This is a genomic window from Rhodococcoides sp. S146-33, from assembly GCF_059489205.1.
Map to the genome: position 1 here is coordinate 1 of NZ_JCAJWY010000007.1, position 24804 is coordinate 24804.

Annotated in this window: 26 protein-coding genes; 14 read left to right on the top strand and 12 right to left on the bottom strand. The window is 65.5% G+C overall.

From position 1 onward, the window contains the following. The first annotated feature begins 230 nt into the window (after nucleotides 1–230). From AC5WEY_RS22100 to AC5WEY_RS22115, 4 genes are read left to right on the top strand one after another with little or no spacing between them, the layout of a single operon-like run. A complete protein-coding gene (locus tag AC5WEY_RS22100) occupies nucleotides 231–1193 on the top strand; it encodes an ABC transporter ATP-binding protein (protein ID WP_495647564.1) in 963 nt (320 codons plus the stop codon). Further along, on the top strand, nucleotides 1193–1963 hold the full coding sequence (locus AC5WEY_RS22105) for an ABC transporter permease (protein ID WP_057475033.1): 771 nt from the start codon (nucleotides 1193–1195) through the stop codon (nucleotides 1961–1963). Before AC5WEY_RS22100 ends, AC5WEY_RS22105 begins: the two co-directional genes overlap by 1 nt. 33 nt (nucleotides 1964–1996) lie before the next feature. Beyond that, a complete protein-coding gene (locus tag AC5WEY_RS22110) occupies nucleotides 1997–3454 on the top strand; it encodes a M28 family peptidase (protein WP_495647565.1) in 1458 nt (485 codons plus the stop codon). Nucleotides 3455–3491: 37 nt separating this feature from the next. Continuing rightward, on the top strand, nucleotides 3492–4313 hold the full coding sequence (locus AC5WEY_RS22115; RefSeq protein WP_495647566.1) for an adenylate/guanylate cyclase domain-containing protein: 822 nt from the start codon (nucleotides 3492–3494) through the stop codon (nucleotides 4311–4313). Here AC5WEY_RS22115 and thiD read toward each other — a convergent pair. Further along, nucleotides 4275–5129 carry a bifunctional hydroxymethylpyrimidine kinase/phosphomethylpyrimidine kinase gene (gene thiD, locus AC5WEY_RS22120; RefSeq protein ID WP_495647567.1) on the bottom strand — a complete coding sequence of 285 codons (855 nt, stop codon included), beginning with the start codon at nucleotides 5127–5129 and terminating at the stop codon, nucleotides 4275–4277. The two genes, AC5WEY_RS22115 and thiD, sit on opposite strands and share 39 nt — an antisense overlap. Nucleotides 5130–5420: 291 nt before the next feature. Between thiD and AC5WEY_RS22125 the strand changes: the two genes are divergently transcribed. The 3 genes from AC5WEY_RS22125 to AC5WEY_RS22135 all read left to right on the top strand — a co-directional run bounded on the left by AC5WEY_RS22125 (nucleotide 5421) and on the right by AC5WEY_RS22135 (nucleotide 6897). Next, entirely contained in the window at nucleotides 5421–5747 is a 327-nt protein-coding gene (locus tag AC5WEY_RS22125) for a GNAT family N-acetyltransferase (RefSeq protein WP_032380255.1), read from the top strand. A gap of 118 nt (nucleotides 5748–5865) precedes the next feature. After that, the gene (locus tag AC5WEY_RS22130; RefSeq protein WP_495647568.1) at nucleotides 5866–6216 is read left to right on the top strand and encodes a GNAT family N-acetyltransferase; all 351 of its coding nucleotides are present in this window, start codon (nucleotides 5866–5868) and stop codon (nucleotides 6214–6216) included. Between the two features lie 84 nt (nucleotides 6217–6300). Then, nucleotides 6301–6897, top strand: a complete 597-nt coding sequence (locus tag AC5WEY_RS22135; protein WP_495647569.1) for a hypothetical protein — start codon at nucleotides 6301–6303, stop codon at nucleotides 6895–6897. Here the strand turns inward: AC5WEY_RS22135 and AC5WEY_RS22140 are convergent. From AC5WEY_RS22140 to AC5WEY_RS22150, 3 genes are read right to left on the bottom strand one after another with little or no spacing between them, the layout of a single operon-like run. Beyond that, nucleotides 6867–7667, bottom strand: a complete 801-nt coding sequence (locus AC5WEY_RS22140) for an exodeoxyribonuclease III (protein WP_495647570.1) — start codon at nucleotides 7665–7667, stop codon at nucleotides 6867–6869. The two genes, AC5WEY_RS22135 and AC5WEY_RS22140, sit on opposite strands and share 31 nt — an antisense overlap. Before the next feature lie 49 nt (nucleotides 7668–7716). Then, nucleotides 7717–8637: an N-acetylglutamate synthase, CG3035 family gene (locus AC5WEY_RS22145; RefSeq protein ID WP_495647710.1), complete on the bottom strand. Its 921-nt coding sequence runs from the start codon at nucleotides 8635–8637 to the stop codon at nucleotides 7717–7719. Nucleotides 8638–8686: 49 nt separating this feature from the next. Then, complete coding sequence (locus tag AC5WEY_RS22150) at nucleotides 8687–9295, bottom strand: peptide deformylase (RefSeq protein WP_495647571.1); 609 nt, start codon at nucleotides 9293–9295, stop codon at nucleotides 8687–8689. A 323-nt stretch (nucleotides 9296–9618) separates the two neighbouring features. Here AC5WEY_RS22150 and napA point away from each other — a divergent pair, with 323 nt between their 5' ends. From napA to AC5WEY_RS22175, 5 genes are all read left to right on the top strand, one after another. Beyond that, nucleotides 9619–9957, top strand: coding sequence for a nucleoid-associated protein NapA (gene napA, locus AC5WEY_RS22155; protein WP_032380761.1), 339 nt, complete (start codon nucleotides 9619–9621; stop codon nucleotides 9955–9957). A gap of 59 nt (nucleotides 9958–10016) precedes the next feature. Further along, nucleotides 10017–10550: a LytR C-terminal domain-containing protein gene (locus tag AC5WEY_RS22160; RefSeq protein ID WP_495647572.1), complete on the top strand. Its 534-nt coding sequence runs from the start codon at nucleotides 10017–10019 to the stop codon at nucleotides 10548–10550. Nucleotides 10551–10664: 114 nt separating this feature from the next. Then, nucleotides 10665–11381 (top strand): superoxide dismutase[Cu-Zn], encoded by a 717-nt coding sequence (sodC, locus tag AC5WEY_RS22165; RefSeq protein ID WP_495647573.1) that lies wholly within the window; start codon nucleotides 10665–10667, stop codon nucleotides 11379–11381. Between the two features lies 1 nt (nucleotide 11382). After that, the gene (locus AC5WEY_RS22170; protein WP_495647574.1) at nucleotides 11383–12513 is read left to right on the top strand and encodes a glutamate--cysteine ligase; all 1131 of its coding nucleotides are present in this window, start codon (nucleotides 11383–11385) and stop codon (nucleotides 12511–12513) included. 50 nt (nucleotides 12514–12563) lie between these two features. Beyond that, complete coding sequence (locus AC5WEY_RS22175) at nucleotides 12564–13841, top strand: phosphatase PAP2 family protein (RefSeq protein WP_495647711.1); 1278 nt, start codon at nucleotides 12564–12566, stop codon at nucleotides 13839–13841. Here AC5WEY_RS22175 and mnhG read toward each other — a convergent pair. The 6 genes from mnhG to AC5WEY_RS22205 are packed head-to-tail and all read right to left on the bottom strand — an operon-like array spanning nucleotide 13807 to nucleotide 20223. After that, on the bottom strand, nucleotides 13807–14148 hold the full coding sequence (mnhG, locus tag AC5WEY_RS22180) for a monovalent cation/H(+) antiporter subunit G (protein WP_057475043.1): 342 nt from the start codon (nucleotides 14146–14148) through the stop codon (nucleotides 13807–13809). The two genes, AC5WEY_RS22175 and mnhG, sit on opposite strands and share 35 nt — an antisense overlap. 43 nt (nucleotides 14149–14191) lie before the next feature. Further along, nucleotides 14192–14449 (bottom strand): monovalent cation/H+ antiporter complex subunit F, encoded by a 258-nt coding sequence (locus AC5WEY_RS22185; protein ID WP_032401073.1) that lies wholly within the window; start codon nucleotides 14447–14449, stop codon nucleotides 14192–14194. Further along, nucleotides 14446–15087 carry a Na+/H+ antiporter subunit E gene (locus tag AC5WEY_RS22190; protein WP_371832580.1) on the bottom strand — a complete coding sequence of 214 codons (642 nt, stop codon included), beginning with the start codon at nucleotides 15085–15087 and terminating at the stop codon, nucleotides 14446–14448. Before AC5WEY_RS22190 ends, AC5WEY_RS22185 begins: the two co-directional genes overlap by 4 nt. 8 nt (nucleotides 15088–15095) lie before the next feature. Continuing rightward, nucleotides 15096–16739 (bottom strand): Na+/H+ antiporter subunit D, encoded by a 1644-nt coding sequence (locus AC5WEY_RS22195; RefSeq protein WP_495647575.1) that lies wholly within the window; start codon nucleotides 16737–16739, stop codon nucleotides 15096–15098. Next, nucleotides 16736–17377: a Na(+)/H(+) antiporter subunit C gene (locus AC5WEY_RS22200; RefSeq protein ID WP_057475045.1), complete on the bottom strand. Its 642-nt coding sequence runs from the start codon at nucleotides 17375–17377 to the stop codon at nucleotides 16736–16738. The genes AC5WEY_RS22195 and AC5WEY_RS22200 overlap by 4 nt, the downstream gene beginning before the upstream one ends. Then, complete coding sequence (locus AC5WEY_RS22205; RefSeq protein WP_057475046.1) at nucleotides 17374–20223, bottom strand: Na+/H+ antiporter subunit A; 2850 nt, start codon at nucleotides 20221–20223, stop codon at nucleotides 17374–17376. The genes AC5WEY_RS22200 and AC5WEY_RS22205 overlap by 4 nt, the downstream gene beginning before the upstream one ends. A gap of 233 nt (nucleotides 20224–20456) precedes the next feature. Between AC5WEY_RS22205 and AC5WEY_RS22210 the strand changes: the two genes are divergently transcribed. Together AC5WEY_RS22210 and AC5WEY_RS22215 are read left to right on the top strand one after the other, a co-directional pair. After that, nucleotides 20457–20867: an NUDIX hydrolase gene (locus tag AC5WEY_RS22210; protein WP_327213056.1), complete on the top strand. Its 411-nt coding sequence runs from the start codon at nucleotides 20457–20459 to the stop codon at nucleotides 20865–20867. Nucleotides 20868–20929: 62 nt separating this feature from the next. Continuing rightward, entirely contained in the window at nucleotides 20930–21682 is a 753-nt protein-coding gene (locus tag AC5WEY_RS22215; RefSeq protein WP_495647576.1) for an isocitrate lyase/PEP mutase family protein, read from the top strand. 53 nt (nucleotides 21683–21735) lie between these two features. Here the strand turns inward: AC5WEY_RS22215 and AC5WEY_RS22220 are convergent, their stop codons facing one another. Together AC5WEY_RS22220 and pssA are read right to left on the bottom strand one after the other, a co-directional pair. Further along, nucleotides 21736–23925: an AAA family ATPase gene (locus AC5WEY_RS22220; protein ID WP_495647577.1), complete on the bottom strand. Its 2190-nt coding sequence runs from the start codon at nucleotides 23923–23925 to the stop codon at nucleotides 21736–21738. 21 nt (nucleotides 23926–23946) lie between these two features. Beyond that, nucleotides 23947–24801, bottom strand: a complete 855-nt coding sequence (pssA, locus tag AC5WEY_RS22225; protein WP_057475049.1) for a CDP-diacylglycerol--serine O-phosphatidyltransferase — start codon at nucleotides 24799–24801, stop codon at nucleotides 23947–23949. Between the last annotated feature and the right edge of the window lie 3 nt (nucleotides 24802–24804).

Consider the following 24804-nt stretch of genomic DNA (forward strand, 5'->3'; position numbering starts at 1 on the left):
GTCCGTTCCCCGCGTTCACGCCGACTGTCTCACGATCAGCCTGGCAAAGAACGGAATCCGCTCGCACTTGACGAACGCGCGCGCGTTTGCGGCTCCGATTCGGCTGCGGCCGCGTTCGCCCGGTCACCGATGCAGCCGACTGTCTCAGGGTGTGTGTCATCCGAAAGGATGATGCGATCGGAGACTGTAGGTCGATGTGCGGACGCTCTCGATCGGGGAAGGTTGACCCCATGATCGAAGTGACAGGACTGACCAAGCAATACGGCGCGGTGACGGCGGTCGACAACCTCACCTTCACCATCAAACCCGGCATCGTGACCGGCTTCCTCGGCCCCAACGGCGCAGGCAAGTCGACCACCATGCGGATGATCCTCGGGCTCGACCGACCCACCTCGGGTACGGCGACCATCGAGGGCAAGAGTTACGGCCACCTGAAGCAGCCGCTGCGTACCGTCGGCGCTCTGCTCGACGCCAAGTGGGTGCACCCCAATCGTTCGGCACGCGCGCATCTCGAGTGGATGGCTGCGTCCAACGGCATCCCCAAGTCGCGAGTGGACGAGGTGCTGCGTCTGGTCGGGCTGTCCGACGTCGCGAAGAAGAATGCGGGCGGCTTCTCGCTCGGCATGTCGCAGCGGCTCGGCCTCGCCGGCGCTCTGCTGGGCGATCCCAAGGTGTTGCTGTTCGACGAGCCGGTCAACGGTCTCGACCCCGAGGGCATCGTCTGGATCCGAAAGTTCATGCAGCGCTTGGCAGCCGAGGGTCGCACGGTGCTGGTCTCGAGCCACCTCCTCTCGGAGATGGCCCAGACTGCCGAGCACCTCATCGTCATCGGACGCGGCAAGCTGATCTCGGATTCCTCGGTGCAGGAATTCATCGACCACGCCTCCGAGGCGTCGGTGCGCGTGCGCAGCCCTCAGCTGGCCGGTCTCCGACAGGCACTGACGACCGCTGGTCTCACCGTGCGCGAGCCGGACAAGGCCGATGAGCTTCAGCCCTCGCTCGTGGTGCTGAACTCCACGACCGACACGATCGGCGATATAGCCGGGCGTGCCGGAATCACCCTGCACGAGTTGGCCTCTCAGCGAGGCTCGCTAGAGGAAGCATTCATGAAACTCACCGGAGACACAGTGCAGTATCACGGCGCAGGAGCCGAAGACAAGAACACTCAGCAAGCGATGGGCGGGTCACTCTGATGGGCGTCTTGGCAGCAGAAAGAATCAAGTTCACCTCCACCAAATCGCCGTGGTGGTGCAGTGCGATCGTGGTGGTGTTCGGCCTCGGCTTCGGAGCCATCCTCGGTTGGGCCGCAAAGACAGCCATCGGCCCGGATGCTCCGGAAGGGCTTCCGCCGACCACCGCGTACGACGTCGTCGGCAGCGGTGTGGGCGGACTCGGGATCATGGTGCTGATGATCTTGGCGGCCCTCACCGTCACCAGCGAATACCGCTTCGGCCTGATCCGAACCACATTTCAGGCCGTCACCAACCGGGCCTCGGTGCTCGGTGCCAAGGCGCTGATCGTCGGCGTCTACGGCGCAGTGCTGTCGTTGATCCTGGCATTCGGCGCGTTCTTCCTGGCGAAGTCGATTGCGGGCGAAGAAGCGGGCGCGCTCCTTAGCTTCGATGTCGACGGCACGTGGCGTGTCATCTACGGCACTGCCGTACTGGCCTTCGTGCAGATCGTTCTCGCCGTTGCGGTGGGCGCGCTCATCCGGCAGTCCGCCGGTGCCATCGCCGTCCTGCTGTTGTGGCCGTTGCTGATCGAGAGCCTCGTCGGTGTCATCCCGAAGGTCGGCGAGAAGATTCAGCCGTTCCTGCCGTTCCAGAACGCCGACCATTTCCTGGGCGGCGCGGCGGGCACCGACTTCCATTGGGGTCCGATCGGCAGCCTGATCTACTTCGTGGTGTTCACCGCGGTGATCTTCGGCTTGGCAGTGTTCGTGGTCAATCGTCGGGACGCCTGACACCCTGCGATTTGTCTGGGTAGGGTGTCCGCTATGCGGATTTCCTTGCTTGCAGGTAGCGCCGTCACCGTGTTGATTCTGGCCGGTTGCTCGTCCACCCCGGACGAGGAACCGGCCAGAGTTTTCGCGACACCCGACGGGCCGGGACTGTCGGCCGCGGTCACCGAGGACGCTCTCGTCGGGCACCTCCAAGAACTGGAGAACATCGCCACCGCGCACGACGGAAACCGGGCCGCTGGTACCGCCGGATACGACGCGAGTGTCGATTACGTTGTCTCACAACTGGAATCGGCCGGTTTCGACGTCACCACGCCGGAGTTCGAGTTCGAGACCTTCGAGGCGACGACCCAAACCCTCCTCCTCGCAGGCACGGAGATCCCCGTGTTCGCGCTCAGCTATTCCCCGACCACGCCTGCCGAGGGAATCACCGCACGCGTCGTCGGGGCCCCCGCCGGTGCGGATGGATGCGAGGCAACGGATTACGCGGGTCTCGACCTGGCTGGTGCCGTCGCCGTCGTGCCACGTGGCGTGTGCCCGTTCGGTGCGAAGCAGACCGTCGCCGCCGAATTGGGTGCGGCCGCCGCGATCATTGTCAACAACGAACCGGGACCGCTGGATTCGGGGACACTCGGCGATCCCGAGACCGCGAAGATTCCGACCGGCGGCGTCAGCCAGGAGGACGGCGCAGCTGTCCTCGCGGCACCCGAGGTCACGTTGACGCTCGTCACGACGACCGACACGACGACGAGCCGAAACATCGTCGCCCAGACCACCACCGGCTCGACCGAGAACGTAGTGATGGCGGGTGCTCACCTCGACAGCGTGCCCGAGGGCCCCGGCATCAACGACAACGGCACCGGCACATCGGCGGTGCTCGAAACGGCCCTGCAGATGGGTAGTGCACCCGAAGTGACCAACGCGGTCCGCTTCGCATTCTGGGGTGCCGAAGAGGACGGGCTCGTCGGCTCCACCAAGTACGTCGAGGGCCTGTCCGACGACGACAAGCGAAACATCGCCCTGTACTTGAACTTCGACATGATCGGCTCGCACAACGCCGGCTACCTCGCGTACGACGGCGACGACTCCGACAAGGTCGGCGAGCCCGCTGGACCGGCCGGATCCGACGCCATCGAGCGCACCTTCGTGGAGCGCTTGGCGGCCGACGGTGTCGCCGTCGACGGCACCGATTTCGACGGTCGATCCGATTACGGCCCGTTCATCGAGGTCGGCATTCCGGCGGGCGGCGTGTTCAGCGGTGCGGACGAGAACAAGACCGCCGAGCAGGCCGAGAAGTGGGGCGGCACCGCAGACCAGACCTTCGACGAGAATTACCACACCGATCAGGACACCCTGGCGAACGTCGACCGCGCCGCACTGGCGAAGAACGGTGCTGCCGTCGCCTACGGAATCGGCGTCTACGCGCAGTCGGTGGAGGGTCCCAACGGAGTGCCGGTCGGGGCTGCGCGCGAGGCCGCACGCGCCGAAGGGTGAGGTCAAGTATGTGTAACCGTGGGTTACGCTCGATGCTGTGAACGCAGTCGTCTCCTCGGTGGTGCAGTGGGTCCGCACCACCAACCGAGCGCCCACGGTGGTCGGGGCGGTTCGGCGTGTGCGTCGCGCACTACCTGGCGACCCCACGTTCGGCGATCCGATGTCGATCGACGGCCCTGGACGGGCTCTGGCCGTCGCCCGCGTTGCGGACCGGTTTCTGGCCGCCAACGGACTCGACGACGAGCCGGGTGCCTCCCGTGAAGTCGGCCTCGGTGCGCTGCAGGTATGGCAGGCGATCCTCGAGCGGGCCGGCCGCGGCCGCGGCGAAGCGGACGTCACGATCGTGTTCACCGACCTCGTCGGATTTTCGTCGTGGTCGCTTCGTGCCGGCGATACCGCGACCCTGACTTTGCTTCGCAAGGTCTCCAAAGCCGTCGAACCCGAGGTCGCGTTCCGCGGCGGCCACGTCGTGAAAAGACTGGGCGACGGGATCATGGCCGTGTTCTCCGATGCGGACAAAGCCGTCGAGGCCGTGTTCGCTGCCCGCAGTGCTCTCAGCAGCGTGAATGTCGACGGATACACCCCGACCATGCGGGTCGGTATCCACACCGGTAGCCCGCGTCAGGTGGGGTCGGACTGGCTCGGCGTCGACGTCACCGTCGCCGCCCGCGTGATGCAGACCGGTGGAAACGGCAACGTCATGATCTCCGCAGCGGCTCTCGCGGCGGTCCCGCCGGAGGTGCTCGACGCCCTACACGTGGTCGCCAAGCCCTATCGCCGTAGTTTTTTCGCTCCGAAGATCAAGGGCGCGCCCGACGATCTACGCATCCTCCGCCTCGTGCAGTCGCCACAGCGGTGACACCGGGCCGTGGCCCGCGCCCAGGTCGTAGGACGCGGCCAGGCATCGGGTGACCCACTCCTTGCCGAACGCCACCGCGTCGGGCATCGAGTATCCGTGTGCGAGCGCCGACGCGATCGACGCAGCGAGGGTATCGCCGCCGCCGTGATCGTTGCCGGTGTCGATGCGCTCGCTGGTGAACTCCAGGAATGTGTCGCCGTCGAACAGCAGGTCGGTGCTGTGGGTGGACGTGCGCAGATGACCGCCCTTGACCAGCGCCCACTGCGCACCCAGGCCGTGCAGGGCCTCCGCGGCGCGGTGGGCGGACGCGTCGTCGATCACGTCGATGCCGGTGATCAACCGGACCTCGTCGAGATTGGGGGTCACCAGAGACGCGATAGGAAACAGGGTGTGGCGGATGGCGTCGAGCGCTTCCGCGTGCAGCAGTGGGTCGCCGTGCATGGACGCGCACACCGGGTCGACGACCAGGGGAACGGGCCGGTCGCGGCCGATGCCCACCTCGGTGCACACGGCCGTGACCGCCTCGATGATGGCGGTCGACGCGAGCATGCCGGTCTTCGCTGCGCCGACGCCGATGTCCGAGACCACCGAGCGAACCTGCGCTGCGACGATCTCGGGCGGGATCTCGTGAAAGCCGGTCACGCCGACAGTGTTCTGGACCGTCACCGCCGCGACGGCAACACACGCGTGGACGCCCAACATGGCCATCGTGCGGCTGTCCGCCTGGATTCCGGCGCCGCCGCCGGAGTCGGTTCCGGCGATCGTCAGCGCGCGGACGGGAGTCTCGCCGTTGGGCGTGAGCGGTAGGAACTTCACGAGAGACGACAGTACCGGCGGGGCGGTGACGACCGTCTCGGCGGCCGAATCCGCACCTGTGAATATCCGGTGAAAATGCGACCTGACTTCGAATGTTGTTGTATCACAACGTCGAACAGGGCGACTTATGACCGATACCAGCATTCGAGTCGGGATGGACGGACAAACCTACGCATCCGAAGGTTTGTTGGTAGAAAAGGTGACAGAGCCACTGCACGCATGTTTAATAGTGGTGCACGTCACATCGGATTCATTCGTTCACCACCTCATACACAGCGAAGGAGGCGTCCCATGCTTGCGAGTTCTCCTAGCGCTGATGTCTCGATCAACAAAGATCAGAACCGGTTCGAGCTTCGATTGAACGGCGATCTCGTCGGGATCGTCGGATTCTTCGAGGTGGAGGGAAACGGCACCCGCGCCACGCGCACACACGTCGTGTCCTTCATGCACACCGTCGTCACCGAGGACTTCGGTCATCAGGGTCTGGCCGGAATCCTGGTACGTCGCGCGCTCGACAGTGCTCGTTCCTACGGGTGGAAGGTCAGGCCGGTCTGCACCTATGTGCAGCGATTCGCCGCCGCGAACCCGGAGTACAACGACATGCTCGTCGCCCTCTGACCACTGCGTCACCCGGTTTCGCCTGTTACCTCAGGGCTGGTCACAGTAGAGACTCGACTCGGCGACGATCCAGACACTCGCCTCGCGTCACACGAGCAACACTGGTGTCATAAGTGACATGAGTCACATCATTTCTCGTCGCTCGACCCCAGCGACGCCTGTCGAGCGACCCGTCGTCCGCATCGAGGACGACGTCGATCACAACAGATTCGATCTATTCGTCGACGACGAGCTCGTCGGTATTCTCGGCTACCGTTTCGGTGACGGAGACGTGGGCGAAGGCTGCGTCGTGGCGCTCATGCACACCGTCGTCAAGGAGGAGTTCGGCGATCGTGGGTGGGCCGGTGTGCTGGTGCGCGCCTCGCTCAACACCGCGCGTGATCGTCGGTGGCGCATCGTCCCGATCTGCACGTACGTCCAACGGTATCTGGCGCAGCACGAGGAATTTCTGGACCTGATCGCCGAGTAGAGAGCACTGCTCTTGCCTGGAGTGCATCGTGGGTGAATACTGCTTCCTGTAGAGAGCGCCGCTCTCGAAAGGTTGGTACTCCCGATGCGTGCAGCTCTGTACCTCTTCATCGGCCTCATGTTCGCCCTCTACCCCGCATTGCGGCCCTACTCGGACGAGGTGGGGAGCGCAGGAGCGGACGCCTTCGCATCCTCGAGCTGGGTGCCGGCCCACACCTTCGCGATGCTCGGCTTCATTGCACTCGGCCTGGCCGTGCTCTACACCGGTCGACGGTCCGATCTTGCGGTCGTGACCACCTGGATCGGCGTCGGGCTCGTTCTGCCGTACTACGGCGCAGAGACGTTCGCCCTGCATGCTCTGGGTGTCGACGCCGTAGCGAACTCCAACCCGGACCTGATCGATCTTGCCGATCCGATCCGCTACTCGCCTGTGCAGTCTGTGATGTTCGGCCTCGGGCTCGTCTCGATTGCTGTCGGGCTGGTGATCTTCGCTCTACGGAACCGCTACGCGGTGGTGTTGGCCGCCGGATTCATCCTGTTTCTCCCGCAGTTCTACGCACCGCCGGCCCTGCGGATCGCCCACGGATTACTGATCGCCGTAGGGGCGATAATCGCCGCGCGAGCGGTGGCAGGCGGCTCGGTCCGGTCTGCTCAGCCGATCTCGACGATGACCGGAGCGTGATCGCTGGCTCCCTTGCCCTTGCGTTCCTCTCGGTCGATCGAGGCACCGGTGATCCGGGCCGAGAGCGCAGGCGAGGTCAGCGCCATGTCGATGCGCAGGCCCTGCTTCTTGGGAAACCGCAGCTGCGTGTAATCCCAGTAGGTATACGTTCGGGGCTCGGGAGTGAACTGCCGCGTCACCTCGGTGAATCCAGCGTCGGCGAATGCGGCAAATGCATCACGCTCGGCCTGGGAGGTGTGGGTCTTGCCCTCGAACAGCGCAGGATCCCAGACGTCGTCGTCGGTGGGCGCGATGTTCCAGTCGCCCACGAGCGCGATCTGGGCCTCCGGATCGGCCGCAACCCACGCCTGAGCGTCGGCCTTCAGAGCGGCGAGCCACTCGAGTTTGTAGGTGTAGTGCGGGTCGGCGAGCTCGCGGCCGTTCGGCACGTAGAGGCTCCAGACGCGCACACCGTCACACGTGGCTCCGATGGCTCGGGCTTCCTGCGCGGGATCGATCTCGGGATCCTTGCTGAACCCGGGCTGATCCTCGAACCCGATCTGCACGTCGTCGAGACCGACTCGGGACGCGATGGCGACGCCGTTCCACTGACTCAGTCCGACGTGGGCCACCTCGTATCCGATATCGGTGAACCGCTCATACGGAAACTGTGCGTCCTTGCACTTGGTTTCCTGCATCGCGAGTACATCGACATCGGATCGCTGCAACCAATCGACGATTCGATCCTGACGAGAGCGGACGGAGTTCACATTCCAGGTAGCCAAGCGCACGGAGAGGAACCCTATAGAACGCCGCCGACACGGTGTCCGACCGATCGCCTCAGTGTGAATCCGGTCGCGCGTAGCGATAGTGGTGATGGTCGACGAAGCCCAGGTCTCGGTACAGGGCGAGCGCGACGGTGTTGTCCACAGCCACCTGCAGGTAGGCGTGGGTTGCGCCGTGCTCGTGTCCCCAACGGACCAATTCGCCGCACATCAAGGTGCCGAGTCCGTTGCGCCGATGCTCGGGGGAGACCCAGAGTGAGGTCAGCCCCACCCAACGACGACCGTCCGGGGCGGTGGTGACCGCCGCTCGTCCGACTGCGATCGCGCCTGATCCGACTGCGCCTGCCCCGAGCGTGCCGAACCCGAGGGTGCCCTCGTGGATCGCCGACGCCACTTCTGCAGCGCCGTGAGGTGCTGCGCGGCCCTGGTAGTGCAGTGACGTCAACCAGTCGGCGGTCGGCTCCGAAGTGACGGTGATGGCCGAGTTGCCTTCGCGCAGAACGAGGTTCGAGATGTCCGCGGCCATGACGGCGGTTTCGTTGTACGACGTCCATCCGGCCGGAGCGGTGCCCAGCCGATCGGGAAGCGACAGTGTCGGCGTCAATCCCCGTGCGGTGTATCGATCGCAGATTCTCGCCAGCGTCTCGGGCGTCGTCGACGCCCCGGGTTCGAGGGGTGCCGCCGAATTGGCGCGACCGGTGAAGCCGTGACCGAAGCGCAGCTGCCACCCGTCGATCCATTCTCGCTCGACGCCCGGCCATCCGTCCGCGGCGGCAGCTTCGAGAGCCCTGATCTCCGACGTCCGAATGGGCCTCGGACCCAGGGGTTTCAAGGCCACGATGCGCTCGGTGGCCACCTGTACCAACGATCCGTCCCGGCCGCGCACCGAGACGGCAGCGGCGTCGAGCGTGACCAGTTCGCCGATCACGTCCGTCATCGGATGGGTGTGCCCGGGCGGCAGCCGATACCGGAGCATCACCCGGGTACCGACAGGAATGCTCACTGGTCGAGAATCATCGGGGCGATCAGTCTTCGTCTTCGTCGTCGTCGTCGTGCCCGAACGGATCGTCGACGGTGCCGGGCGTCCAGCTCAGCCCCGGCACGCCCCAGCCGGCGCGCTTGATGGCCTTCTTGGCTGCCCGTGCGTGTCGTCCGATGAGTACGTCGGTGTACAGGAAACCGTCGAGATGGCCTACCTCGTGTTGGAGCATCCGGGCGAAGAAGCCTCGGCCCTCGATGTCGACGGGATCGCCCTTCGCATCGGTGCCGGTCACCCGAGCCCAATCGGCGCGGCCGGTGGGGTGCTGCTCGCCGGGAACCGACAGGCAGCCCTCGTCGTCGTCGTCGGGATCGGGCATGGTCTCGGGAATCTCGGACGTCTCGAGGACAGGGTTGACGACCTCTCCGCGACGACGGAAAACCTTGCCGTCCGCGCCTTGGTCGGGGCAGTCGTAGATGAACAGACGTTTGCCGACGCCCACCTGATTCGCTGCGAGACCGACGCCGTTCGCGGCGGCCAGGGTCTCGTACATGTCGGCGATCAACTCGGCGAGCTCGGCGGGTGACTCGGTGACCGGAGCGGTTGCGGTGTGGAGCACCGGATCGCCGACGATCCGGATGGGAAGAATTGCCATGGTCGACAAGGATACCGGGAGTGGAGCCTGCGGAATGACCCAGCGGTGGGGAGTGGAGCCTGCGGAATGACTCAGAGTTGTAGGTGGCGCATGTGGTCAGGTTCGCTGCCGGTGTTCGCCGAACACGCCACGCGCCGGTACCTCGCGGGAGCCGTTCCCCGGGCGTCGAGCGTGGTTGAATGATTCCCGAAACACAACTGTGTAATTCGGTCGGTGCGCGTACGGGTGCCGGCAGTACCGGGGGAAGCAGATTTCCCCAGGGTCTGTGGTCTCACGAGTCGGTGATCGCACAGGCCCAGGGAGTCGAGAAGTCGAGGAGTGGGATGGACGGCGCAGCAGCGCGTGACTCGAACCAGGCTCAGCAACCGGGAAGTTCGGACGGCTCGCAGGATCCGAACGAAGTCGGTGCAGACGGCCTGAGTCGACGAGAGCACGACATCCTGTCCTTCGAGCGGCAGTGGTGGAAGTACGCCGGAGCGAAGGAAGAGGCCATCAAGGAACTCTTCTCCATGTCGGCCACCCGCTACTACCAGATTTTGAACGCATTGGTCGATCGGCCGGAATCGCTCGCCGCGGATCCGATGCTGGTCAAGCGTCTGCGCCGCCTGCGGGCAAGTAGGCAGAAGGCTCGCGCAGCTCGTCGGCTCGGTTTCGACGTCTGAGCAGGGCCGACCAGCGGCGTGTTCCGAGTCGACGTCGACGGTCGGCTAGGGTCGAGTACGTGAGCAGCCCCAACCCGGAACAGACCGGGCCACCACTCCGCGCTCTGGCCATGGTGTTGATTTCGCTCGCGATCCTGTTCGCGGCGATCGGTGCACTCTCGCTCACCGGTTCCGATTCCGACGAGGCGGCTGCTGAGCCCGCCGCCGCCGAGACGACAAGCGCACCGGCCGCGGTCGCACCGACGACGCAGGCCCCAGCAGCGCAGGTTCCGGCAGCTGATGCGTCGACCAGCTCCGCAGCCCCCACCACCTCTGGCACCTCCGGCGATGTCGAAGTGCGGGTGCTCAACAACTCGAACGTCTCCGGCCTCGCGGCCGGCACAGCGAGCACGCTGACCGCCGGGGGATGGAACGTTGCCGAGACAGGCAACTTCAGCGAGGCCCAGTTCGCCCAGACCGCGGTGTACTACGGGACCGCTGCTGGTGAGGAACAGGCTGCGCAGTCGATCGCCACGGAACTCGGTGTTCCGGCCGAGCCCAAGCCGACCTCGCTCGAATCCACGGTCGGTGTCGTCGTCATCGTCACCCAGTAGTTCTGGGAGACCCGAGAGTTCAGCACGTCGACGACGTGCCCGGTTCGGTCGAATCGGGCGGCACGTTATTATTTTCGAGCCCGGCGAAACTGCCTGAAAGAGGAGCGATTTCCGATGGACATGTTCAAGCGACGCACTGCTGCGACCCGATCGTTGCGATATGCGGTGCCGGTCCTCGCGATCGCAGCGCTCGGCCTTTCTGCCTGCAGCAACGGCGAGGTCGCGTCCGATACCCCTGGCACCGTTCCGCCGGTCTGGACCGGTGAGTCCGATCCGTCGGCGGCCGCTACGGCAGGCGACGGCCGGGCCGAGTCCGAGTCGGGCTCCGATGAGACCGTCGAGGGCACCCTCCGCAACGCGTCCGGTGCCGAGGTGGGCACGGTGATGTTCGCGGCCGAGGGTGAGAAGCTCACCGTCACGGCCGAGGTCGAGAACATGACTCCCGGATTCCACGGCTTCCACGTTCACACCGTCGGCGTCTGCGAGCCCAACTCCGTGGCACCCACGGGCGGCGAACCGGGTGCCTTCCTGTCCTCGGGCGGACACCTGCAGGTCGACGGTCGTACCGAGCACCCCTCCAGCGGCGACCTGTCGTCCCTTCAGGTAGGCGAGGACGGCACCGGGCGACTCGTCACCACCACGGACACGATCACGCTGGACGATTTGCGCGCGGGCGGTGCGGGAACCTCGGTGATCGTGCACGAGGGTGCCGACAACTTCGCGAACATTCCGCCGCGGTACACACTTCCCGACGGTGCCGCTGTGCCCGACATGACGACCCTGATGACCGGCGACGCCGGTGCTCGGGCTGCGTGCGCGGTCCTGCAGTAGTTTGAGCGCTCCCCGGATCGACTTCGCAAGTTCACCTCGCCCGACGCTCGGCGTCGAGTGGGAGATCGCACTCGTCGACAAGAACACGCGAGACCTGGTCAACTCCGCCGAAGCGGTCATGGACGGCGTACACGATCTCGTCGGGGACACCCCGCGGGTGACGAAGGAACTGCTGCGCAACACCGTCGAGCTCGTCACCGGAGTGTGCGAGAACGTCGGTGAGGCCATGGACGACCTCGGCGGATCGTTGGACCTGGTGCGCCGCGCCGCGGATCCATTGGGAATCGATCTGTTCTCGGCGGGCACGCACCCGTTCGCCGAATGGTCGACCCAGCAGCTCACCAGCTCGCCGAGCTACGACGAGCTGATTGCGCGCACCCAGTGGTGGGGTCGACAGATGCTCATCTGGGGAGTGCACGTGCACGTGGGAGTCTCGTCGCCCCACAAGGTCTTTCCCATTCTCAACTCGCTGCTCCTGCAGTACCCACACCTGTTGGCGTTGTCCGCCTCCTCGCCGATCTGGGCCGGAAACGACACCGGATATGCCAGCAACCGTGCGCTGATGTTCCAGCAACTGCCGACCGCCGGTCTGCCGTTCCAGTTCGAGGACTGGTCGCAGTTCGAGGGGTTCGTTCGCGATCAGCTCAAAACGGGCGTCATCGAGCAACTGGGCGGCATGCACTGGGACATCCGGCCGGCCCCGAAGTGGGGAACCATCGAGGTCCGCGTGTGCGACGGGGCGTCGAGCAAGCGGGAGCTGGCTGCCCTCGTCGCGTTGACACACTGCCTCATCGTCCACCTCGACGAGCGACTCGAAGCGGGGGAGACACTGCCGTCGATCCCGCCGTGGCACGTGCAGGAGAACAAGTGGCGAGCGGCCCGGTACGGCCTCGACGCCGAGATCATCCTGGACTCGAGCAGCAACGAGCGGCTGGTCACCGACGATTTGCACGACCTGCTCGAAAAGTTGACTCCGACGGCAAAGCGGTTGAACTGCGTCGACGAGTTGGCCGCGGTGGCCGACATTCCCCGGCTCGGGGCGTCGTACCAACGCCAGCGTGCGGTGGCTGCGCAGTCCGGCGGTGATCTGCGAGCGGTCGTGGAGTCGTTGGTCACCGAGCTCCAATTGTGACCGTTTGTATTTAACTTTGTGTTCACTCACCGTTTACGATCAACGGCGTGCTGCAGGGGGACGTCGGGAGCGTCGAGGTCGATTCGACACGTGAGAACTCTGTTCGTCCTCTGATCATCGGCGCTGCCCTCGTTGCCGCGTTCTTGGTATTGCTGCAGATCGTCGCGACGGTCTGGAATTTTCCCGGCCCGTTGCCGAGCGTGTGGAACGACCTGTTCGGAATGCCGAAGTCGACGTCGCTGCCGTGGGCGGCCCTGACCCTGGCCACCGTCGGTCTCGCCAACGGTCTTCGCCTGCGCGCCCTGGCTCTGGCCGCGCTGATCGATGCTGCGCTGCTCGGTCTCCGCTTCGTGTTCGACGCCACCCTGACTGTCGGCAACGGCCCGTCCCTCGTGTTGGTCGGGCTGGGGGTTCTAGTTGCCCGGCGGGGTGAGACACGGGCGATGCACGGTGTTGCTCTCGGAGCGCTGCTGTTGCTCGCGACCAAGGCGGGCGACGCCTGGTTGCACATCACCACCATTGCCCGGCCGTACGTTCTCGACGAATACGCCTACGCCGCCGATCGTGCACTGGGGAATCCGTCCTGGGTGTTCGGCAACATCCTGGAGCGCCTCGGCCCGGTCGCCGAGGGAACGCTGCACTGGATCTACATCCAGTTACCCGTCGCGGCGATCATCGTTGCGCTGTACCAGCTGCGCGGAGTTGCCGCGGGGGCCGCCTGGCCGAGGCACTTCCTGGTTCGGACGTTCCTGCTGATCGGGCTCGTCGGACCGGTGTTCTATCTACTGTTCCCGGTGGTGGGGCCTATGTTCGCGTTCGATTCGTGGCCGTCGCAGGTGTTGCCCATCTCGGGCGCGCTCAGCGAGATCCCGTTCGACTCGGAGACTCCGCGAAACTGTATGCCGAGCCTGCACACGGCATGGGCGCTGAGCATCTTCATCCATTCCCGACGCGGCCCGTGGTGGCTGCGGGCCGGCGGCACCCTGTGGTTGCTCGGCACCCTCGCCGCCACTCTCGGGTTCGGCTACCACTACGGCGTCGATCTGGTCGCTGGTGCAGTGCTGTGCCTGACCCTCGAATCCGTTCTCCGTGATCCCGAGCGCGGCTGGGATCGGGCTCGAATCACGCTGGTGGCCTACGGCTGCACCGCGATGGGTGCGCTATTGGTGGCCTACCGCTACCTGGCCGGCGCATTCGCGTCGAACCCTCAGGTCTTCGGGCCCCTCGTTCTCGGCGTACTGGCCGCCATGGCGTTCGGCTTCCGCGCGGTGTTCTTCGCCGACTCGCCCAGAGCTACCGATCGGGCTCGTCCGGTTCCATCTCGTTGACGATCAACAGGCCGTCGCGACCCCGCTGCTCCCGGTAGGCCACGCGGCCGACGGTATGCGCGATGACCGGGGCGGTTACCAAGGTGAAGATGCCCACCAGCAACAGCATCCAGATGTCCACGTTTCCGCGCAGGCTGATGATGGCCCCGATCAACACCATGATCAGACCCACCACCTGCGGCTTGGTAGCCGCGTGCATCCGCGAGAGAGTATCGGGGAAGCGCACGATGCCGACGGCTGCGGTGAACGCCAGCAGCGCTCCGAGCAAAATGAAGATAGAGGCGATGACCTGCGCAACGGTGCTCATTCGTCCCTCACTGGGTTATCAGGTTCGTCCCTCACCGGAATGCTCATTCGTCCCTCACCCGGAATCGTGCGATGCTGACCGACCCGACGAAGCTGACCAGCGACAGCGCGACGATGGCCGGTACCAGCGTGGTGTCGCGGCTGTAGACGGCCCAGACGGCGAGGCCACACATGGAGACGGCAAGAATCGTGTCCATCGCGACGAGTCGGTCGAGCGTGCTGGGGCCGTCGAGCAGTCGGAACGCGGTGAGGATCGCGGCGGCGATCAGGAGGACGCCGGCTATTGCGAGAACAACGGTCACGACCAGTCCCCCTTCCTCTTGTCATCGGTCTTCTTGTCGTCCCGAGGAGCGTCCGAATCGGCCTCGACGGGGTCGTCACCGAGCACCCCGTGGTACCGCTCGTACTCCTGGTAGTGCAGGGGGCTGGGCTTCCAGTCGGAATCACGCTCGAAGCCGGCGATGAACAGCTTCTCCAGATGCCGGACGTAGGCGTAGAAGCCGTCGACTGCCTTCTGGGTACCCATGTCCAGCACGTGCACGTACAACAGGCGTCGGGTTCGATCGATCTCGAGCACCATCGTGCCGGGCACCAGGTTCATCGCATCGACGAACAGCGTGAGCACCAGATCGGACTTGATCGCGATGCGGCAGCGCAGCACTCCGGTGACCGGCGGGGCCTTGGGCCTGATCGCCAACCAGGCGACACTGACGCTGGATTCGATTGCGTAGTAGAGGAATACGACGGCGAGTTTGACGAGCGAGAACACGTGGATGCGGCCCTCGACCGGAACCCGCGGCAACGGCAGCAGCACCATGATGAGTAGTCCCACCGCGATACCGCCGAGGATGTTCGCGGCAGAAACGTTGCCCCACAACAGGACCCAGATAGCCGTCAACCAGGCGAGGGTCCATAGACGCAGCAGAATCGAGCGGTCCATCTTCATCTTCATCGGGTGCCCTCCTCGTCTGCACGAGCCTGCTCGTAAGCCTGATCGCCGACGAATTCCGCACCGCGCACCGCGTCGATATACACCGAGCGATCGCGGAGGTCCGCTGCGGCGCGGTCACTGATGTCTATGATGCGGCCGGCGAACACCGTCATCGCCAGGCCGACGACGACGAGGCCGATGGTCGGGATCAACATGAACGCCGGCATCCGGCCGACGTCCTCGCGGTCACCGAACTGAATGTCCGACGAGTCGTCGAGTAGAGCGGACGGGCTGTTGTCCGCCAGATCGCCCTCGGGGGCGTCGGCGCGAGCCCGCCAGAACGCCTTGGTCCACACGCGCGCCACCACGTACAGCGTCAGCAGGCTGGTGACGGTGCCGCCAGCGACGAGCAACCAGGCCAACACGCTGCCCTGTTCGCTGCCGGCCTGCAGCAGTGCAACCTTGCCGATGAAGCCCGAGAACGGTGGAATGCCACCGAGATTGAGGGCCGGCACCAGGAAGACGATTGCCAGCACGGGGCTGGCCGCGGCCAAACCGCCGAGCCGCCGCAGCGACGACGAACCGGCCTGACGCTCGATCAGACCGACGACGAGGAACAGCGTCGTCTGCACCAGAATGTGGTGCGCGACGTAATAGATGGAGCCCGACAGTCCTGACTGCGTCGACAGCGCGACACCGAAGATCATGTAGCCGATGTGGCTGACGAGGGTGAACGAGAGCAGTCGTTTGATGTCGCTCTGCGCGATGGAGCCGAGGATGCCGACGAGCATCGTCAGCAGACCACAGACCATCAGCACGTTGTCGAGTGAGCCGTCCGGGAACAGCAGGGTGTGTGCGCGAATGATCGCGTACACACCGACTTTGGTGAGCAAACCGGCGAACACCGCGGTGACCGGGGCCGGTGCGGTGGGGTAGGAGTCGGGAAGCCACGTCGACAGCGGGAACACCGCGGCCTTGATCCCGAACGCAACCAGCAGCACGGCGAAGATCGCGGTTCTCGTGCCCGACGGGATGTCGTCCATCCGCACCGCGATATGGGCCAGGTTCAGCGTTCCGGTGGCGCCGTAGACCAGCGCGATACCGATCAGGAAGATCAGCGACGAGACCATCGACACCATCACGTACGACACGCCTGCACGCACGCGGTCGGCACTCGCACCCAGAGTGAGGAGCACGAACGAGGCCGCCAGCAGGACCTCGAAGCCGACGAACAGATTGAACAGGTCGCCGGCCAGGAACGCGTTGCACACACCTGCGGTCAACGCGAGATACGTCGGCAGGAAGATCGAGACCGGCTGATTCTCACTGCCGTCGCGGATACCCTGACCGATCGAGTACACCATGACCGCAAGTAACACGACCGAGGAGACGACAAGCATCATCGCCGAAAGTCGGTCCACCACAAGCGAAATGCCGAGCGGTGAATCCCAACCGCCGACCTGAAGCGCGCTGGTGCCGTCGCGATCGGCGAGGTAGAGCATCATCGACGAGATCGCGACCACGGCGGTCAGCGCGACGATGGTGATGAATCGTTGAGCCCGCGGTTTGCGGCCCAGCACCAGTGTCAGAGCTGCGGCGAGCATCGGAATGAGCACGGGCAGGGGCGTCAGGGCGTCGATCACGCCCGGGGAGATCGTCACTTGTCGTCTCCCTTCGTGTCGTCGGTGCTGCGGTCCTCGGGGCGGCTGTCGTCCTTCTCGGCCGTATCGAGCCCGTCGAGCCCGCGGAGCTGGGGGTTGTCGTCGTCGTTGTCGAAGTCGCCGTCGTGCAGATCCTCGTAGCACTCGAGGTCTTCCAGATTCTTGATCTGCTCGATCGGAATCGGGTTGCCCTTCGAGTCGAAGGCATCGCCGCCGAAGCTCGGTTCGCCCGTCACCGGGTCGTCGGAGCGGTCGCGGTCGGGTGCCTCGGCCATCGACCTGCGCAGCGAGACCTTGGTGTCCTCGGGGTCGTTCTCGATGTCGTCCTTGGTGTTGAGCGTGAACGATCGGTAGGCGAGTGCGAGCACGAAGGCCGCGATACCCATGGTGATGACGATCGCGGTCAGGATCATCGCCTGCGCCAACGGATCCGCCATGCCCTGGCCCAGGGAATTGTCCCGGCCCACGATGGGCGGCGTACCGGCCGGCCCACCGACGGTGAGCAACAGCAGATTGACGCCGTTTCCGAACAGCAACAGGCCGAGCAGCATCTTGGTGATGCTTCGTTCGAGAAGCAGGTAGACACCGGCGGCGACGAGCACGCCGACGATGACGAGCATGCCGAGATCAGCGGTCATGGGGCGCTCACTCGGCCTTGGCTTTGCATTTCCACCTGTGCGTCGAGACGTGCGCCGAGACTGCGCAGCACGTCGAGTACCAACCCGACCACGATGAGATACACACCGAGGTCGAAGAACAATGCGGTGACGAGCTTGATGTCACCGAGAATCGGCAGCGTCACTTCGAGCGTCGCCGAGGACAGCGCCGGTGCGCCGAGGAACATCGACGCCACCGCCGTGCCGGCCGCGAAGATCAACCCGAGACCGAGGATCTTTCCGGCGTCGATCGGCACCGCCTCGCCGAGCTCGTAGCGGCCACCCGCGAGATACCGCAGTACCAACGCCAAGCCGGCCGTCAGACCACCGGCGAAACCGCCGCCGGGGGCGTTGTGGCCGGAGAAGAAGAAGTAGATCGAGAGCACCATGATCGTCGGGAAGATCAACCGCGTGGTGACCTCGAGAATCAACGAACGGTGTCGTGGATCGATCAGATCGCCGCCGAGGAGCCACGTCGTCTCCGCCGTGTCGTTCGCATCCGAGCTCGATGCGGGGGCGTCGGACACCCGCGGAGCGCTGCCGAACCGCCGGTTGCGGAAGACCAGGCTGGCCACGCCCGTTGCGGCCACGAGCAGGACACAGATTTCGCCGAGGGTGTCCCAGGCACGGATGTCGACGAGGATCACGTTGACGATGTTCTTCCCGTCGCCCAGCTCGTAGGCGGCCTCGGGGAACTGCAGGGATACCGGAGCTGCGCTGCGCGCGTTCATCGCGAATGCGCCGAGCACACTGACGGTGGCACCGACGGCGACGGCGAGCGCGGCACGCGGTCCGCGAGATCCGGCCGAGCCCCGGTCGTCGACCTCGGCCGGTAGTTTGCGCAGCACCAGCACGAAGACCACCAGGGTCAGGGTTTCGACGAGGAACTGAGTCAGGGCGAGGTCGGGAGCACCGTGGATGGCGAAGATGACGCCACAGCCGTAGCCGGTGAGTCCGACGAGGATGACGCTGGCCAGGCGGTTGCGCATGACGGTTGCGCCGAGGCCGCCGGCGATCATGATCACTCCGATGACCAGCTGCAGCGGGGTGTTCCACAGGGTGTAGTCCAGACCCGGTTCCTGCCCGACGATCAACACGATGATCGGCAGGAGAACCAGGGTCAGCAAGATGGTGCCCTGGGTGAGGGGAAGTGAACCGCGCTGGGTGGTGCCGGTGAGCCGGATGGACAGGGTGTCCATGAACTTGAGGACGTTGTCGTAGATGCGGTCGGCGTTACCGAGCGGTGGGTGCTCGAACTTGAGTCGGTTAACCACGCGATGGGCGACGAACAGTCCGACGCCGCCGGTGACGACGACGACGGTCAACGCCAGCGGCAGGTTGAACCCGTGCCAGAGCGCCAGGTGGTACGGCTCCTGCCCGTACGACGGCAGGGTGCGTGCGTAGGGGCTGACGATGCGGTCGACGACCGATGAGGCGAAGCCGGCGACCACACCGAGGACGGCCAGAAATGCCGGCGCGGCCAGGAACAGTGCGGACGGTGCGTGCATGTTTTTCACCGATGGGCTCGGTCGTTTGAGCTGCTTGCGGCCGAACGCGCCCCACACGAATCGGATGCTGTAGGTGACCGTGAGGATCGACCCGATGACCAACCCGGCGACGACGACGGCGGCGACCGTGGGATTCAGCGTCGGAGTGCTGATCACCGCGGACAGGGCTGTTTCCTTGCCGACGAAACCGATCATCGGCGGTAAGCCGGCCATGCTGGCGGCGGCGAGCGCTGCGACGGCGGCGAGCCACGGTGCCTTCTTGCCCAGGTGAGCGAGCCTGCGGATGTCGCGCGTACCAGTGGTGTGATCGACGATGCCCACGACCATGAACAGCGTTGCCTTGAACATCGCGTGCGCGATCACCATCGTCAGGCCCGCCAGCATGGCTTTTTCGGAGCCGATGCCGACCAACACCATCAGGAAGCCGAGCTGGCTGACGGTGCCGAACGCCAGGATGAGCTTGAGGTCGAAGGCTCGGAGTGCTCGCCACCCGGCCAGGATCATCGACAGCAGTCCCAAGCTGATGATGGTCGCGCGCCACGGGCCCGAGTCTGCGAAACCCGGTGCGAGGCGAGCCACCAGGTAGATGCCGGCCTTCACCATGGCCGCCGCGTGTAGATAGCCACTGACCGGTGTGGGGGCGGCCATCGCACCCGGGAGCCAGAAGTGCATCGGCACGATCGCCGATTTGCTCAGTGCGCCGATCAGAATGAGCACGATCGCCACGCCGGGGAGCCAGCCGCCGGGGGCGTTCGTGACGACCTCGGACAGGTTGTACGTCCCGGCGGCCTGGCCGAGGACGATGATGCCGACCAGCATCGCCAATCCGCCTGCGGTGGTGACGAGCAGAGCCTGGGTGGCCGCGCGCCTGCTCGACGCCCGTTCGGCGTAGTGACCGACGAGCAGGAACGACAGGACGGTGGTGATTTCCCAGAAGATGTAGAGCACCAGCATGTTGTCGCTGGTGATCAGGCCGAACATGGCCCCGGAGAATGCGACCATCTCGGCGGCGAACAGGCCGAGCCGTGGCTCGTCGTCCTCGAAGTAGCGGGCGCAGTACAGCAGAATCAACGCGCCTATGCCCAGCACCAGCAACGACATGATGGCGGCGAGTGAGTCGAAGCGCATATCGATGTTCATGGACAGGCCGGGAACCCACTCGATGCTCAGCTTCTGCTCTGTGTTCCAGTTGCTGAACACCCAGATCAGACTCAGCAGGGGAACGAGTGCGAGCGGGAAGAACGCACTGCGACCCCACCACCGGACGAGAAGCGGCGCAAGCAGCGCGGCTGCGGTGTGCGCAAGAAGAATGGCGAGCAAAAATCACTCCGTCGTCTCGGGTCGCATCGGCGGCGAGGCCGGGGCGGTGGTCGTAGGGCGGCGATGAGTAGGGTCTTGAAATCTGTGTGAAATTCGACCTATGGCTTTGAGAAAAAACGAACCGGCCACCGAACGGTGGCACCTGACGTTGTCGGTTTCCATCCTACTTTGCGTGGTCGGCGGCGGACCCAGCGGTACAAATCGGACGTACGCGGGAAAGGGGAGCAGTGCCCGTGAACGAGAAGAGGCTCATTCGGACGGCCGGGTTGGCCTTCGTTCGGGACCGTCGAATGATTCAGACGCGATCGGTGGGCAAATCCGCTTTCTACATGGCCGGCGGCAAAATCGACCCGGGTGAGACTGCAGAGCAGGCATTGCACCGGGAGATCAGAGAAGAACTCGACGCGGAAGTGATCGGTGCTCGACTCCTCGGAGTGTTCGAGTGCGAGGCCTGGGGGCATCCGGCGGGTACACCGCTCGAAATCACATGCTTTCTGGCCGATCTGGTCGGCGAACCGTCGCCGACGAGCGAAATAGCCGAGATCAGGTACTTCACCCGGGACGAGTACGCGGCGATGCCCGACGTCGCTCCGGGATCTCTGATGGTGTTCGACCGGATGAAAGCACTCGATTTAGTCGACTGAATCGCGTACGTTGGTGACCGAGAGAACGTACGTTCTCCACAACCACCGCGAAGGAGTCTTCGATGACGAACCTGTCCCAGAAAGCCACCACCCTGCTCGAGCTGCACAAGCCGGGCAACCCGGTCGTGCTGCCGACGGTGTGGGACGCCTGGTCCGCCAACCTCGCCGTCTCCGCAGGATTCACCGCGCTGACCGTCGGCAGTCACCCCGTCTCGGACTCCATCGGCAAGCCGGACAACGAGGGCATCACCTTCGACGAACTCCTCGCCCGCATCTCGCAGATCTCCGCAGCCGTCGACGCGCCGCTCTCGGTCGACATCGAATCCGGCTACGGCGAGGACCCCAAGCGCCTGATCGACGGCCTCATCTCGGCCGGAGCCGTCGGCCTCAACATCGAGGACACCGTGCACAGCGAGGGCGGACGGCTCCGTGAAGCACAGGAGCACGCCGACTTCGTCGGAGCTCTGCGCGCAGCATCCGACGCCACCGACGTCCACGTCGTCATCAACGCCCGCACCGACCTGTTCGTCAAGGAGATCGGCGACGAGAACGATCGCGTCGACCGCGCCATCGCCCGCCTGAAGCTGGCCGCCGCAGCCGGAGCCGACTCGCTCTACCCCGTCGGCTTCCACAACGACGCCGACTACAAGCGTCTGGCCGAGGAACTCCCGCTCCCGATCAATGCCATCGCCAACCCCGCCGAGGGCGATCTGTCGCACTTCGCATCCCTCGGTGTCGGTCGTATCAGCTTCGGACCGATCTTCCAGATGGTGCTCGCCAAGCGCGCCGAAGAGGTCCTCGCCCGCTGGAAGTGAGAGCGGCTTCGCCGCACGTGCACGGAACTTCGTAGCCCACTACGAATTTCCGTTCACGACCCGTAGGCCCGCAGATGCGCCACCTGCTCGGGATCGAGTGACGGCTTGACCGTCGCCCGAGCGGTGGCGACATCGGCGGCCGTGACGTCGGCGGCATCCATCGACCGACGCATCGCCGTCAGCGCGGCCTCGCGCAACAGCGCCGCGCAATCGGCGGCGGAGTAGCCGTCGAGATCGCGCGCCAACGCCTCCAGATCCACGTCCGCGGCGAGCGGAATGGATTTGCCCGACGCCTTCAGGATGTCCACTCGGGCATCGGAATCCGGCGGCGGCACGAACACCAGACGCTCGAGTCGGCCGGGCCGCAGCAGGGCCGGGTCGATCAGATCGGGTCGGTTGGTCGCACCGAGTACCACGACGTCGCGCAACGGTTCGACGCCGTCGAGTTCGGTCAGTAGTGCCGCTACCACCCGATCGCCGACGCCTGAATCCGAGCTCTGCCCGCGCCGAGGTACCAGGGCATCCACCTCGTCGAGGAAGATCAGCGAGGGCGCAGAGTCCCTGGCGCGCTGAAACAGTTCTCGGACAGCCTTTTCCGAGGAGCCGACCCACTTGTCCATCAGCTCCGCGCCCTTGACCGAGTGCACGCTGAGCTGACCGGAACTGGCCAGTGCCCGCACCAGAAACGTCTTGCCGCAGCCGGGCGGACCGTAGAGCAGCACCCCGCGTGGCGGCTCGATTCCCAAACGCGCAAACGAATCCGGATGTCGAAGCGGCCACAGGACCGCCTCGGTGAGTGCCTGTTTGGTCTCCACCATGTCGCCGACGTCCTCGAGCGTGAGGCTACCGATGGCCAACTCCTCGCTCCCCGAACGCGAGAGTGGGCGGATCACCTGCAGAGCGCCCACCAGATCGTCCTGCGTCAACGAGGCCGCGGCCGAATCGTTCGACGCGCGCGCAGCCGCCCGCAGCGCCGCCTCCCGCGTCAAAGCGGCCAGGTCTGCGACCACGAAACCCGGTGTTCGCGAAGCTATCTCACCCAGATCCACGTCGCCCTGCGGCACCTTCTTCAGCAGGTGTTCGAGCAGTCCCTTACGACCGGCGGCGTCGGGCAGGGTGAGGGTGAGCTCGCGATCGCACAGGTCCTGACCCCGGAGCCGTGCGTCGGTGGCCTCGGGATGCGCGGTCGTTGCGATGAGCGCCAGACCGGGAGTGTCGACGGCCCGGCGCAGTACGTCGAGCACGAAGGTGGACGCCGGTTCGGGATCGGACGGCAACAGGGCGTCGACGTCGGTGATCAGCAGAACGCCCGAGCCGGCGAGTTCGTCCACCGCCGCGGTGACCCGCTCGACGCGAGCGGCCGCCTCGAGTGCGCCGATCGACGGACCGTCCAGTGCAACGCACGCTCGCTCACCGATCACCGCGCGGGCCAGCGTGGCCTTGCCCACTCCGCCCGGCCCGGTGATCAGCACTCCCAGATGCGGCGATGCACCGAGTGTGGCCAGTAGTTCCGATTCGTCCAGAGCCAACCGCAGCCACTCGGTGAGCTTGGCCGACTGTGCGCTCACGCCCACCAGATCGGCAGCGCTCACGCGTGGGAGAGCGGCCCTTTTCACGGAATCTCGTCCAGGGTGTATCGCCGCGGATGGTGTTGCGCCGGAGGCGGTCACGGTGCCGGTGCCCCAGCCGACCGCCGAGTTGGGCTGAACGCTCACCGGCCCACCCGACGGGTCGACGGCGGAAACCGTCAACAGTTCGGTGGTCCACGCCACTCCAAACGTTCTCGACAGTGCCTGCGTCGCCGAACTCGTCGACGTGCCGGGGCCCAGATCGCGGGGGAGTAGCGACACCGTGTCGCCCACCGTCAGCACCTTGCCGAGCAACGCTTGTCGCAGGGTGGCGTCGGAGATGGAGCCGGTGGCGAGCGCAGAGCCGGTCACCGTGACGGTCTTGGCCCCGTAGACGGTGACGGGCGCGACTGCGACAGTGGCATTTTCGCGCAAACCGGCATTGGAGAGCGTGACGTCGTCCAGTAGTGCGGTGCCCTGCGGCGAACCCTCGGGAGCCGCTGCGACAACGGCGGCAGTGCGTCGAGATCCGATGAGCGACAGCGCATCCCATTCCCGTAGCCCGAGGGCCGCGAGTACCTCCGGATGCAGTCGCACCACTCCGCGCCTGGCATCGGCCGCCGAGGTGTTGAGGCGTGCAGTGAGAACGAGCTCGGGAGTTCGGGATGCGGTCACACGTCCAACCTAATGCGGTTGTCAGCTACGTGGCCGACGCAGTCCCAGTCGTGCCTGGGACCGGCGGTTGTTACCCGGGGCGCGGCGGATGGCCCGTCGCTCCGCTCGACGCTCCGCAGGCTTGGCGTCCCACGTGTACGGGCGCGCGGCAGTCCAGCGCTGTGACCGCACCGCGAACGGGATGTGGATGAGATAGGCCAGCACCAATCCCATCAGCAGAACCAGCGGGAAAGTGATGAGCGCGGCGGCGAGCAGAGCCACCAGAACCAGCAGGATGGCCGCCAGCCTCGGCGGAACCGAGACGGTCTTGAGCGCGAGGGTGGGAATGCGGCTGACGATCAGAGCGGCGGTCACGATCGACCATCCGGCCACGACATAGAACGACGCCCACCAGCCGTCGCCGAATTCCTCGAACGCGGCGATCGGGGCCAGCGCGATGAGTGCACCGGCGGGTGCGGGAACGCCAGTGAAGTATTCGCGGGCGTACGCGGGGGTGTCGTCCTCGTCGAGCAACGTGTTGAAGCGGGCGAGCCGAAGCACGATGCTCACCGCGTAGACCAGTGCGACGATCCAGCCGCCGCTACTGCCCTCGAGCAACGTGACGTACAGGACCAGTGCCGGGGCGACGCCGAACGAAATGGCGTCGGACAGTGAGTCCAGCTCGGCACCGATCTTGCTGGTGGCGTCGAGCAGCCGCGCGATTCGCCCGTCCAACGCGTCGAGAATTGCGGCGGCACCGATCATGGCGAGTGCCGTGCCGAGCTGACCGTCGAGGGCGAACTTGACCGCGGACAGGCCGGAGCACAGCGCGAGAATCGTGACGACGGACGGGAGCAGACGGATGGCAGCAGGCGGCTTGGCGCGTCTGGTGATCATGTC